Below are 12,904 nucleotides of genomic sequence, written 5' to 3'. Positions count from 1 at the left end.
AACCCCAAGCCCGTAATAGCCCATGACCGAAATCACCCTGTTTATCGAAGCACATTGGGAGAGCATCGTGGCCGTTATCTGGTTCACGCTCTGTTTCTACGGCTATATGTTCTACTCGCAACGCATGGCCCGTACAACCAATTGCCTCTCCAGTGTCATGCACAAGTACCGCCAGGCATGGATGGAACAGATGCTGACACGGGATGTGCGGGTATCTGATACCACCGCTCTGGCCAACCTGGAACGCAGTGTGGCGTTTTTTGCCTCATCCACAATGCTGATTGTAGCGGGACTGGTTACCGTGCTGGGCTCAACGGACAAGGTTATCGACATGGTGGCTGATGTGCCTTTTGCCACAGATGCCAGTCGTAGCGAGTGGGAGATCAAGCTACTCCTGCTGATCGGCCTGTTTACCTACGCCTTCTTCAAGTTCACCTGGAGTCTCAGACAATACGGATTCTGCTCGGTGATGATGGGTGGCGCGCCCAACGCCGACGCCCAGGTCTCGGAACGGGAACGGAAAGCGATCTCCCTCAGAATCGCCCATGTTGCCTCACTGGCGGCAAATAACTTCAACCTGGGATTACGGACCTACTATTTCAGCCTGGCGGTACTCGGCTGGTTCATCAACCCCTGGTTGTTTGTCGCCTTGAGCGGGACTATTGTCTGGATACTCTATCGGCGTGAATTCAAGTCCAGAACGCTAAACGAGTTGATCATGAGTCGGGCAGAACAGTCCATCGATTAGAAAAACGGCAATCCCGCTTCCCCATGTCCGCCAACTTCCGTCAGCTTTTTACTGATCATCTGCTTAACCGGTGGAAAATTATTACTCAAACGCAACACCAGTCCACGCAGGATTTTTGCCGGCACTGAATCATTGGTATAGAGACTGACAATCTCATTGGTGCCGGTATAGAGCGGCCAGGTGACGTGCATATGTGTGCTCTGATACTTTTCCAGTACCTTGAGGTCACCGATATCCTGCCCCTGCAAGAGCGCCTGCCTGATCGTCCTGTACAGGGTGTCCTGTCCCCGCAGGCCCAGGTTAAAGCCATGGGCAGTCACCGGATGCATACCGACCGCCGCATCACCAATCAGGGCAAAACGCGGTTTAACGAACTTGTTGGCATGCACCGCCACCAGCGGATAGGCGTAACGCTTCCCCACCAGTTCCATATTACCGAGCCGATTATTAAACCGCGCCTGCACATCAGCAGCAAAAGTCGTTTCATCCATAGCCTGTATTTGACTGGCAATATCCGATGAGACGGTAACCACAGCGGAGGAGAGATTACCGTTCAACGGCAGCATCGCCAATGTCCGACCATAGTGAAAACATTCATAGGCGATACGGTGGTGTGGCTTTTCGTGGGCCAGTCGACTGACGATGGCGACCCGCCCAAAGTCCTGGATGGATGCCGAGATACCCACCCGGCGCCGGGTGTCGGAAAAACGGCTGTCGGCCGCCACCACCAGTGAGGCATCAACAGCATCGCCATTGGAGAGGGTAACCGTTGCCACTGCTGGTGTAATCTGCACATCGAGAACTGAGGTATCGGCAAGAATCTCGATATTTTCCCTGTCAGTCACCTCTTCATAGAGTGCCTTTCGGATCAGATAATTGGGCACCACGTAACCCAACGCATCCACCCCCTCTTTCCGGCTATCGAATTTGAGAGAGTAAGAGGAATCCCCGTTTATCACCCGAGCCTGCTTCATCGGGGCGATGGAATCCTGCGGAATACGGGCAAACGCCCCCATCTCCGTGAGGATCTTTTTTGACAAATGGGTCAGCGCTATCTCCCGCCCATCCATGGCCGGGGCCTGAAGGTCAGCCATTCCCGATCGCTCCACGACCAGTACACGCAGATCAGTCTCCGCCAGAGAACGGGCAAAACTGAGCCCGGCCGGTCCAGCACCAATAATTACGATGTCATACTTCATATAATCCTCAACAGACCAGCAGTGCCCTACTGGCGCATCTTGTGCCCACACATCCCGTTGGTGCCGCCTCAGCGGTGCAGTTGCAGCATGGATCCTTCATCATAACGTTTACCACTGGCAATCAACAGAGGAGTGGGGAATTTCTGATTACCGCCATATTGTCAGCATAGCAACCGCACAACCTTGAAAAACGTCAGGTTTAACTGCCGTCCCCTGATTGAGGGGGGAACCAATACATGCTATACATTCGTGAACATCTATCCCCTGATCAAGGGATACGCTTCTGGAACAGTGGATGAAAATCGCATGATTAAGTCGCTCATTACGTTACTTGCTGTGTCGATCGCCGCTCTGGCTGTACCGGAAGAGTCGTTTGCGAACAAGTTTACCACCATCGGCGGTGGTGTCAGTGGGATGGATCATGAAAAATTCGACATCCTAAAACAGATCGGTGCCTATACCGGAACTTTTTTTATCCTGTTGGGAATTCTCAGTATCGTCACCCGGAACCGGTTTGAGAGTTTTGTCGGTATGCGTATGAAAGGGGAAGGGATCGCACCCGCCTCCTATGTGCTGCTGGTGCTTGGTGCGCTACTTTCGCTACTCTTTTTTTTCTGATATTCAAAAGCAGTATCGCCGGGAGGCTTGATCACCCAACTCGCCGTCAAATCAAATGATCCCGGAATATTTTTTCGTCTGGTTGTTCAGGCCGAATGGGCCTGCCGGTAGCCCTCGTAGGAGTCCACCATGCGATCCATTCCAGCCTGGTCATAGGCTCTCAGGCCGCGCAGTGCCATCCGTTTCTCCCCGGTTCCCACCACCCGGTTGCCGGATTTCAGGCAGAACAGCATCCGCACGTCCCCTTTCTTTCCATCCACCTCGATCACCGTATCCTGCAGTTCCAAGGAGGGATTCTCAATATCCAGGCACTGCAGATCTATAGACATCTGCTGATAGATCACTAAAGGTCTATCCGGATTGATCATTACCCCCTCTCGTGACATCAGAGGCACCAGTACGTTGAGGAAGTTTTTACCGGAGAACTCTACATAGCGGCGGGTAAAATCAATGATCAACCCGGCATCGTGGGAAACCGGGCCGTGGCGTTCAACCCCCAGGCAGGTTTTCTGCTGCTCATCCACCAGGATCAACTCATGATCGCCCTGCTCCTGAAATTGCAGGTTTATTCCGTCGCTCACCATGCCGGAGAAAGTAAAGCACATCCGCTGGCTCAAACCATACTTTGCCAGGGTGACCGCAAACAACAGATCGCCGGGGACACAAAACAACTTTGCATCCTGATGGTGTAAAGGATTGAAATCGTCCGCTATCTCCTTGGCAAATCGACTGGCCTGTTGCCGGGTGAACCGGAGGCCATCACCATCTTCCGTAAAATAGTCCGTTAAAACCATGTGTCTATCCGGTATTCAATAGAATTCGTGCCGCATCATATCAGGTGTTTGAATGAATACCGAAATTTCATCAGATCCGGCACCCATGGCAACCGTGAACCTGATAGAAAAATGGAAGACAGATCATAAAAAACACAGAAAACGGCCGGGATCAGGAGAGTGGACTTTCGGGCGTAGTGAATGAATCTACCCCGGCTACCGTCCCACGAAAACGGGGGAGCTGCTGCCGGGGCACCGATGTGGTATCAGCTGATAAGGTATAGCCAGCCTACTCCTGACCCAGCATAGCCCGCTTTAGTCCACTGGTGACCGGCTCGCCCCCGATCCAGATCCGCAGCAGGGCCTGGTAAAAATCAGCACCGGGTATGGTCTCCTTCAACTCCCCATTGAAATAGATTCGGGTTCCCTCTCCCGGAATCTGGTCAAGCCAGATGACATCCCCCTCGACCACGTCGGAAAACAGGCCTGCGAAGCGGTTGATCCGCCCCTCCAGCTTGGCCAGGACCTCATCGTCATGATTGGCGGAAAACCCCTCCAGCCAGGCCTTGTCCAGATCCTTTTTTGCAACTCTGTCATAGAGAAAATGCATCAGGATCCGTTTCGGGCCGGTCGAGCTGAGGACCTCCTCTGCCTGTGTGGTTTTCTCCGGCAGGTAGAGCGCACCAATATAGATTTTGAAAACAAACTTGTAGCGGATACCCGCTCCATTCAAAACCAGCCTGGTATCGCTTCCTGCCTGGTTGATCTGGTCCGGAATGGTTACCTTGGCCAGTTCAACCGCGCTGGCGGGTAGTATCGAGAGCAGACAGATCAATCCCAGCACGCCTGTTAGTATCTTTTTCATTGCTATCCCCTGATCTCCAATTGCGTTACCTCTGCGCCCGCTATCCGGCTTGCCCAACCTGCTGGCGGCTTCAGCAGCAGACCGTTACAGCGTCTCCGCCAGTTCCGGCAACACCTGGAACAGATCCGCCACCAGCCCGTAGTCGGCCACCTGGAAGATCGGCGCCTCCTCGTCCTTGTTGATCGCCACGATCACCTTGCTCTCCTTCATCCCCGCCAGGTGCTGGATCGCACCCGAGATGCCCACCGCGATATACAGCTCCGGCGCCACGATCTTGCCGGTCTGCCCCACCTGGTAGTCATTCGGTACATAGCCCGCATCCACCGCCGCTCGCGAGGCACCAATCGCCGCATTCAGCTTGTCCGCCACCGCTTCGATCAGCTTGAAGTTCTCTCCACTGCCCATGCCCCGGCCACCCGAGACCACAATCTTCGCACTGGTCAGCTCCGGCCGCTCCGAGACCGTCAGTTCGGCACCCACGTAGCTGGAACGGTCGTAACCCTCCCCCGCTTCGATCCCTTCAATGGCCGCACTGCCACCCTCCCCCGCCGCATCAAACGCCGTGCCCCGTACCGTGATCAGCTTGATCCGGTCACTGCTCTGCACCGTCGCCAGGGCATTGCCCGCATAAATCGGCCGCACAAAGGTGTCTCCACTCTCGATCGCCGTGATGTCCGACAGTTGTGCCACGTCCAGCAGCGCCGCCACCCGCGGCAGGAAGTTTTTGCCAAACGTGGTGGCCGGCGCCAGCACGTGACTGTAGCCTTCCGCCAGCCGGGTCACCAGCAGGGAGAGCCCTTCCGCCAGCGGGTGTTCATAAACCGAGTCATCCGCCACCAGTACCTTGGCTACACCGGCTATCTTCGCCGCCGCTTCCGCCACACCACCGCAGTTCGAGCCCGCCACCAGCAGGTGAATATCACCTTCCAGTTGGCCCGCCGCCGTTACCGTGTGCAGGGTCGCGCTCTTCAGCTCCCGATTGTCGTGTTCCGCTATGACCAGAATACTCATGAAATCACCTTCGCTTCGTTGCGCAGCTTCTCCACCAGCTCGGCGACGCTGCCTACCTTCACTCCCGCCTGGCGCTGGCCCGGCTCGCTCACTTTCAACACTTTCAGCCGCGGCGCCGTGTCCACACCCAGCTCAGCAACCGGAATCACCTCCAGCGGCTTCTTCTTCGCCTTCATGATGTTGGGTAACTTGGCATAACGCGGTTCGTTCAACCGCAGGTCGGTGCTGACCACCGCCGGCAGTTGCAGGTTGACCGTCTCCAGCCCCCCGTCAATCTCCCGGGTCACCGCCACCGCGCCGTCCGCCAGCTCCACCTTGGAGGCAAAGGTGCCCTGCGGCCAGCCCAGCAGCGCCGCCAGCATCTGACCCACCTGGTTGCTGTCATCATCAATCGCCTGCTTGCCCAGGATCACCAGCTCCGGCTGCTCCTTCTCCACCACGGCCTTCAGCAGCTTCGCCACCGCCAGCGGCTGCAGCTCCTCGTCACTCTCCACCAGCACGCCACGGTCAGCACCCAGTGCCAGGGCGTTACGTATCGTCTCCTGGCTCTGCTTCACGCCCAGTGAGACCACCACGATCTCCGACGCCTTGCCCGCCTCCTTGATCCGCACCGCCTCTTCCACCGCGATCTCGTCAAACGGGTTCATCGACATCTTGACGTTGGCTAACTCCACCCCCGTCTCATCCGCCTTCACCCGAACCTTTACGTTGTAGTCCACAACGCGCTTTACTGCGACCAGTACTTTCATACATCACCCTTGATTGGTTTGGCTGCCGCCTGTCGATCTGAATTATCACTGTATGCCGGTATGGATCTGCACTCATTCACCGGTAAAATCCGCCTTACGTTTCTCCATAAAGGCGGTCACCCCTTCGGCAAAATCCTGGCTGACGGAGCAGAGTGCAAAGCGCTCCTGCTCCGCATCCAACTGCTGTTGCAGGCTGTTACTCATGGTGCTGTTAATGAGCTCTTTAACCCGGGCGTAGGCCTGGGTTGGGCCTTTTGCGAGACGTCCTGCCAACTTCAAGGTTGTGGATGCCAGTTCCCCATCCGGCACCACCTGGTTGACCAATCCCATAGCCAGCGCCTGCTCTGCCGAGACAGGATCGTTCAACAGGGTCATTGCCATGGCCCGCTTGCTACCGATCGCCCTCGGCAGAAAAAAGGTGTTACCTCCATCGGGACTGGCACCTATCTGGCAGTACGCCTGGGTAAACAGGGCATTATCTGCGGCAACAGCAAGGTCGGCAGCAGCAACCAGACTCATACCAAACCCAGCAACATTGCCCCGCACACTGGCAATGATGGGCTGAGGCATGGTACGCATGATAGTGACGAACTCATGCACAACACCAACCAGTTCGGTCACTTTCTGTTGCCGCGCATCGGCCGGAAGATCCAGGCTCTTCTTGAAAAAGCTGATATCACCGCCGGCCATGAAGTGGCCGCCGGCTCCTTGCAATACAATGGCACGGATATGCGCAGAACCGGCCAGTTCTTTAAAGCCATCCCGCAATTCATAGGACATCTGACCGTTAAGTGCATTGAGTGATGCAGGACGATTCAGGGTGACGGTAGCTACCGCCCCCTGCTGTTCAATATCGACTGTCTTAGCCATAGCTGATCCTCATAAGAACTGGTTTGACGACGCCGTGTTTCCGGCCGGTCGCCAATACCATATGCACACAGGAACTTATTGGTTTTATAAAATTACAGCTGCCGTTAAGGGCCGCAATCCTGCGTTTTCATAACCTTCCAAACAATTGGAGGATGATAAATTAAAAAGTGGAAGCGGCAGCTTTATATACTACGATACGGTTGCCCCCTGCTCGCAGTGGCCAATCCGCTTCCACGTAAACTGTTATGACCGTTAAGTGCTGTTATCCAATGCTTTCAGCTGTTGTTCAAATACATCCAACCCGTTGAGAATCTCACTCTTTACCATTGCCCCATCATAGCCTGTCAATGCGACCAGTTGTTGACTTGGCACATTACCCTTTGGACCGCGGAACAGGCCCTTGACGATGCCAACGGCAGCTACACCCCGGCCAGTTTCAAAACGCTGTTCCATATAGAACCACTTCTCGTCCCACCCCAGTAACCGGGTATGCAACGTAAAACGTTCAAACGGGCCTATCTCGCGCCGGAATCTCAGTGTGGCAATGGATACCACCGGCAACCAGCGCCGTTTTAAAACCTTGCCCATTACGCCGATGCGGAGCAACAACTCAATCCGCCCCAGATCCATCAATGCCAGATAGCGGGAGTTGGTCAGATGCAGGTTGATATCCAGATCGGTCGGCCACACCCGCATTCGCAGCACCGCCGGATCAAGCACCCCTTGCCTTGGGCGGAAACGGGATGTAATCAGTTGGCGAATCAGACGGAAAATCAGATTCATCGATTACTTCCCGATTCCACTACCCGATCAACCGTCTTAAAAAGCGTCATCATTGAACTTCATCATGCATTTCGAGCCGGCCATGATACTGGCAAACAGGGCACTGCTCTGGGGCAGAATCCGCTCAAAGTAGAAACGCGCGGTATCCACCTTGGCCTGGTAAAACAGGGGATCCTCATCCCTTTTCTGCAGACCGATTTCCGCCATTCGCATCCAGAGATAACCCAGTGCCACCAATCCAAACAAGCGCAGATACTCTGCCGCAGCAGCACCTGCCTCCTCCGGGTTTGCCATGCCTCTCTGGGCCAGGAAGGCGGTTGCTTTCTGCAGTCGACCAAACGCTTTGGCTAACGGCAGCAGAAAGGCGTGCATGGTGAAGTCATGCTCTTTTGCTTCAAGATAATCCCGGACCGGATGGAAAAAACGCCGCAGATAGCGTCCCATATGGGCGGGCATCTTACGGCCCACCAGATCCATCGCCTGAATGCCGTTGGTCCCTTCATAAATCTGGGCAATACGGGCGTCCCGGATATACTGCTCCATTCCGTGTTCCCGAATATAGCCATGCCCACCAAACACCTGCACACCCAGGTTCGCCATTTCAGAACCGGTATCGGTCATAAAAGCCTTCACAACAGGTGTCATCAGGGCGACAAAATCTTCCGCCTCCTGACGACGACGTGGATCCGGATTGCGATGGGCATGGTCCATTTCAGTTGCCACCCAGCCAGCCAGGGCGCGATTACCCTCGGTGTAGGCACGCTGGATCAGCAGCATACGGCGTACATCCGGGTGCACCAGCAATGAATCGGCCGGTTTATCCGGCGACTTGGGGCCTTTCAGCGCACGCCCCTGTAACCGCTCCCGGGCATAGGCCACCGCTCCCTGATAGGCGGCTTCACCAATCGCAAGGCCCTGGATGCCAACCGCCAGGCGTTCCGTGTTCATCATGATGAACATCGCCTCCATGCCCTTGTTCAGTTTACCCACCAGAAATCCCTGTGCATCGTCAAAATTCATGACACAGGTGGCGGATGCATTGATGCCCATCTTGTGTTCAATCGAACCACAACTGACACCGTTTGGCTGACCCAATTCGCCATCCCCGTTGACCTGAATCTTGGGCACCAGAAACAGACTGATCCCCTTAATACCCTTCGGCGCATCCGGGGTTCTTGCCAGTACCAGGTGAATGATATTTTCTGTCAGGTCATGTTCACCAGCAGTGATGAACATCTTGGTGCCGGTCACACGGTAACTGCCATCGTCCTGCGGCTCGGCCTTGGTACGTATCAAACCCAGGTCAGTACCACACTGGGGCTCGGTCAGACACATGGAACCGCTCCATTTGCCAGCAACCATATTGGGCAGATAGGCCTGTTTCAGCTCTTCACTGGCTCGCGCCACCAGGGCGTTATAGGCGCCATGGGTCAGACCAGGATAGAGACTAAAGGCAAAATTGGTGCTACACATGATCTCTTCGACCATCATGCTGAGGGACTCAGGCAATCCCTGCCCTCCGTATTCGGGATCAGCCGCCAGTGCGCCCCAACCCATCTCGTAGAAGTCCCGGTAGGCCTCCTTTAGTCCGGCCGGGGTGGTCACCTTGCCATTCTCAAAATGACAGCCCTCTTCGTCACCCGACCGATTCAGCGGGAACAGGCGCTCCTCGCAGAATTTACCCGCTTCCTCCAGAATGGCATCCACCAGATCGGGGGTCACCTCCTCACAGCCCGGCAGTGCCTGGATCGCCTTGGGATCAAACAGTTCGTTATACACAAAGCGCATATCGCGCAGGGGTGTTTTATAGCTAGCCATTTGTTCAGTTCCTCAGCGGTTTGCCGGTTTCCAGCATATGTTCCATACGATCCAGGGTATCGGGATGACGGATCAGTGACATGAACGCCTCCCGCTCCAACGCCAACAGATCGTCTTCAGTCAGGGGCTCGGTGATATCGGTGTCACCACCACTAAGCATTTCGGCAAGCGCCATGGAGACCACCACATCATGGGCAGTGGCACGACCCGACAGGCGAACACCCTTGACCGCCATTTCCATCGCCGCCTTTGCGGTAGGTCCGGGGAGTCTGATTTCTATTGGTTCAGGCGGTTGATAGTCCTGCGCCAATTCCAGGGCGCGGGACTTGGCATCCGCCAACAGGCGGTCCCGGTTCATGGTGATGCCGTCACCCGGACGGAAAAACAGGAAGTCTTTGGCTTCCGCGGCAGACTTTGCCACCGTGGCGGTACTGATAGTTTCAAAACATTTGATGACCGCCGGCATGGGCCCACCGGGACGGCGTTTGTTGGTGATCCAGCGCTGCAGCATCTCCTTGCAACCGCCCCAGCCGGGGATCAATCCGACACCCACCTCCACCAAACCGATATAGGTCTCAGCATGGGCCTGCACCGCATCGCAGTGCAGCAGCGTTTCACAACCACCCCCCAGAGCCATGCCGGAGGGCGCTCCCACCACCGGGAAAGGCGCATACTTCAGTGCCTTGTAAGTTTGCTGTCCACCCTCCACCATCTCTTCTATCTGGTCCCAGGTACCGATATTGGCGGCAAACAACAGCAGACCCAGATTGGCTCCGACCGAGTAGTTGTCTCCTTCGTTATGCAGAACCAGTGCCTTGTAGCCATTGGTGACAATATCGACCGATTCACGCATCAGGGCGAGAATATCGGGATCCATGGCGTTCATCTTGCTGGTATATTCCAGACAGACCACGCCATCACCGATATCCCAGAGTGCCGCTGAGCCATTTTTCGCTAACGGTTCACTGCGCCGTTTTATATCGGACAATAGCAGCACGCCATCGGGACGAACCACATCCTGGTAATTACCGGCGGTATCCAGATACTGTAACTGCCCCTTCTGGACGCGATAGAAACTGCCGTCACCAACCCGTTGCAGCAGCGGGGGAACCTGCAGGTTTTCGCTCTCCATCAGCTTGACGAAATCAGTCGTACCGATCCGGTCAATCAGTTCGAAGGGGCCATACTTCCAGGCATAACCCAGCTTCATGGCCTCATCGACTGCGAGAATATTGTCCGCAATCTCGGGTACCAGGCGAGCGGCGTAACCCAACACCTGGGCCATCACCCGGCGCACATACTGTCCACCCCGGTCCGGATGGGCCACCAGCGCCTTGAGCCCCCCGTGGCGGGCCGCTGTAAGGGACTCCATCTGCGCCTTTACGCTGGGCCGGTATTCACCGGTTTTAAGATCGATGCTCTCCTTGACCTTCTTGCCCCCATCACGATTCAGGCGATAAAAGCCGCCCTTGCCTTTTCGTCCGGTGTAACCATCCGCGATCATGTTGCTGATCAGATCAGGAATGGTGCTTTTCTCCAGGAACGGGTCATCTTTCGGCAATGTGCGCTGCATGCTCTCCATCAGATGGGGCATCAGGTCGATACCGACCAGATCGGAGAGGCCAAAGACACCGGTCTTGGGGATACCCAGCGGTCGCCCCATAACCGCATCCGCCTCTTCAACAGTCAAACCAAGCGCCATCGCTTCCAGAATGGCAACCTGAATCCAGTAGATACCGATGCGGTTGGCGATAAATCCCGGCGTATCCTTACAGGTAACCACTCCCTTTCCCAGCGATCGATCACAAAAATCCCGTATCGACTCCACCACTTCTGCCCGGGTCTGATCACCTGCCGTAATCTCAAGCAAACGCATATAGCGTGGCGGATTGAAAAAGTGGGTGATCATAAAGTCGGCTGCAAAGGCATCAGACTGCCCGTCGACCAGATCCCGCAGTGGAATGGTTGAGGTGTTAGACGAAACAACAGAACCGGGGCGACGCACCGCATCGATCTTGCGGTAGAGATTCTGTTTGATATCGAGACGTTCAATCACCGCCTCAATGATCCAGTCACAATCGGCCAGCAGGTCCAGATTATCCTCGATGTTACCGGTGGTAATCAGTCGGGCATTTTTCTTGTGCATAAAAGGTGCGGGTTGGGTCTTGAGCATTTTCGCAACCGCGCCCTCCGCTACCACATTTCGGTTATCCGCGCCCTCCGGCACGATATCCAGCAATATGACCGGTATACCGGCATTGCTGATGTGGGCCGCAATGCCCGCACCCATCACGCCTGCGCCGATGACGGCGACTTTCCTGATCTCCATCACACCGCCTCCAGAACCGTTGCTATGCCCTGTCCCCCACCAATGCACTGGGTGGCTAAGGCAAACTGTTTACCTTCCCGTTTGAGCAGTGCGGCCGCCTTGCCGGTAATGCGTGCACCGGTCGCGCCCAGGGGATGGCCCAGCGCAATGGCACCGCCATCCAGGTTGGTCTTGTCCAGATCCACTTCCAGGTCACGTACACAGGCTAGGGACTGGGAGGCAAACGCCTCGTTCAATTCGATGATATCCATATCCGCCATGCTCAGACCGGCCCGTTCCAGTGCCTTGCGACTGGCAATAACCGGCCCGATTCCCATGATCTCGGGCGCACAGCCGGAGATCGCAAAGCTGCGAATCCGGGCCAGGATATCCAGCCCGTGACTGCGGGCATACTCTTCGCTGCAGACCAGCACAGCCGAGGCCCCGTCAGTCAGTGGCGAAGAGGTGCCAGCGGTCACACTGCCGTTCTCATCAAAGGCCAGTTTCAGGCCGGCCAGACTCTCCATTGTGGTTTCGGGCCGAATACAGCCATCCTGTTCCACCCCGTTGACCGAGACGATTTCATCGCTCAATTTGCCTGCGGCCTGGGCGGCGGCAGCCTTCTGGTGGCTGGCAACGGCAAACGCCTCCTGATCGGTACGGGAAATCTCGTACTGCCGGGCGAGGTTTTCGGCCGTCTCACCCATGCTCACGTAGGCACCGGGCATGCTGGCGGCCAGTTGCGGATTGGGCATGGGATTGAACCCGGCCATGGGCACCCGGGTCATGGACTCCACACCGGCACAGATATAGACCTCGCCGGCCCCCAGGGCGATAGCCCCGGCAGCCTGATGAATGGCCTGCATTGAAGAACCACAGAAACGGTTCACCGTGGCACCGCCTATTGCGATCGGCAGACCACTGAGGAATACCACAAGACGGGCCATATTGAAGCCCTGCTCCCCCTCCGGGAAGGCACAACCGAGAATCAGATCCTCGATATCATCCACCACAACCCCAGTCCGCTCTACCAGCCCCCGCACAGCCGCTGCCGCCAGATCATCAGGACGGGTTTTAACCAACGCGCCTTTATTGGATAGGGTAAAGGGAGTGCGGGCATAGCCTGCGATCACGATATTCTTCATTACTTTCTCCGTCATTT

The 12,904-nt window shown here is 55.9% G+C and carries 13 protein-coding genes; 3 read left to right on the top strand and 10 right to left on the bottom strand.

Features of this window, described 5'->3' with window-relative positions; all coding sequences use genetic code 11:
• Positions 1–22: 22 nt before the first annotated feature.
• Positions 23–748 (top strand): DUF599 domain-containing protein, encoded by a 726-nt coding sequence (locus AAY24_RS02135; protein WP_046858283.1) that lies wholly within the window; start codon positions 23–25, stop codon positions 746–748.
• Here the strand turns inward: AAY24_RS02135 and ubiM are convergent.
• The gene (gene ubiM, locus AAY24_RS02130; protein ID WP_046858282.1) at positions 745–1,947 is read right to left on the bottom strand and encodes a 5-demethoxyubiquinol-8 5-hydroxylase UbiM; all 1,203 of its coding nucleotides are present in this window, start codon (positions 1,945–1,947) and stop codon (positions 745–747) included. The two genes, AAY24_RS02135 and ubiM, sit on opposite strands and share 4 nt — an antisense overlap.
• 306 nt (positions 1,948–2,253) lie before the next feature.
• Here ubiM and AAY24_RS02125 point away from each other — a divergent pair, with 306 nt between their 5' ends.
• Positions 2,254–2,565 carry a hypothetical protein gene (locus tag AAY24_RS02125; RefSeq protein ID WP_199930465.1) on the top strand — a complete coding sequence of 104 codons (312 nt, stop codon included), beginning with the start codon at positions 2,254–2,256 and terminating at the stop codon, positions 2,563–2,565.
• A gap of 86 nt (positions 2,566–2,651) precedes the next feature.
• On the opposite strand, the gene AAY24_RS02120 is transcribed toward AAY24_RS02125, so the two are convergent.
• The gene (locus AAY24_RS02120; RefSeq protein WP_046858280.1) at positions 2,652–3,359 is read right to left on the bottom strand and encodes a DUF3581 family protein; all 708 of its coding nucleotides are present in this window, start codon (positions 3,357–3,359) and stop codon (positions 2,652–2,654) included.
• 52 nt (positions 3,360–3,411) lie between these two features.
• On the opposite strand from AAY24_RS02120, the gene AAY24_RS19550 reads away from it, so the two are divergent.
• Complete coding sequence (locus AAY24_RS19550; RefSeq protein WP_257720824.1) at positions 3,412–3,543, top strand: hypothetical protein; 132 nt, start codon at positions 3,412–3,414, stop codon at positions 3,541–3,543.
• Positions 3,544–3,627: 84 nt separating this feature from the next.
• Here the strand turns inward: AAY24_RS19550 and AAY24_RS02115 are convergent, their stop codons facing one another.
• The 8 genes from AAY24_RS02115 to AAY24_RS02080 form a co-directional block, all read right to left on the bottom strand.
• Entirely contained in the window at positions 3,628–4,203 is a 576-nt protein-coding gene (locus AAY24_RS02115) for a chalcone isomerase family protein (protein WP_046858279.1), read from the bottom strand.
• A gap of 84 nt (positions 4,204–4,287) precedes the next feature.
• Positions 4,288–5,214, bottom strand: a complete 927-nt coding sequence (locus tag AAY24_RS02110) for an electron transfer flavoprotein subunit alpha/FixB family protein (RefSeq protein WP_046858278.1) — start codon at positions 5,212–5,214, stop codon at positions 4,288–4,290.
• Positions 5,211–5,963 (bottom strand): electron transfer flavoprotein subunit beta/FixA family protein, encoded by a 753-nt coding sequence (locus AAY24_RS02105; protein WP_046858277.1) that lies wholly within the window; start codon positions 5,961–5,963, stop codon positions 5,211–5,213. The genes AAY24_RS02110 and AAY24_RS02105 overlap by 4 nt, the downstream gene beginning before the upstream one ends.
• A gap of 72 nt (positions 5,964–6,035) precedes the next feature.
• Positions 6,036–6,833, bottom strand: a complete 798-nt coding sequence (locus AAY24_RS02100) for an enoyl-CoA hydratase/isomerase family protein (RefSeq protein WP_046858276.1) — start codon at positions 6,831–6,833, stop codon at positions 6,036–6,038.
• A gap of 252 nt (positions 6,834–7,085) precedes the next feature.
• Positions 7,086–7,616, bottom strand: coding sequence for a thioesterase family protein (locus tag AAY24_RS02095; RefSeq protein ID WP_046858275.1), 531 nt, complete (start codon positions 7,614–7,616; stop codon positions 7,086–7,088).
• A gap of 36 nt (positions 7,617–7,652) precedes the next feature.
• Positions 7,653–9,434: an acyl-CoA dehydrogenase C-terminal domain-containing protein gene (locus AAY24_RS02090; protein WP_046858274.1), complete on the bottom strand. Its 1,782-nt coding sequence runs from the start codon at positions 9,432–9,434 to the stop codon at positions 7,653–7,655.
• Between the two features lie 4 nt (positions 9,435–9,438).
• A complete protein-coding gene (locus tag AAY24_RS02085; protein ID WP_046858273.1) occupies positions 9,439–11,763 on the bottom strand; it encodes a 3-hydroxyacyl-CoA dehydrogenase/enoyl-CoA hydratase family protein in 2,325 nt (774 codons plus the stop codon).
• Positions 11,763–12,887 (bottom strand): thiolase family protein, encoded by a 1,125-nt coding sequence (locus AAY24_RS02080; protein ID WP_046858272.1) that lies wholly within the window; start codon positions 12,885–12,887, stop codon positions 11,763–11,765. Before AAY24_RS02080 ends, AAY24_RS02085 begins: the two co-directional genes overlap by 1 nt.
• Positions 12,888–12,904: the final 17 nt, after the last annotated feature.

This window comes from Sedimenticola thiotaurini (assembly GCF_001007875.1).
GTDB classification, from domain to species: Bacteria; Pseudomonadota; Gammaproteobacteria; order Chromatiales; family Chromatiaceae; genus Sedimenticola; species Sedimenticola thiotaurini.
Note: the sequence above shows the minus strand (reverse complement) of the source record. Positions and strands in the feature narration are given on the sequence as shown.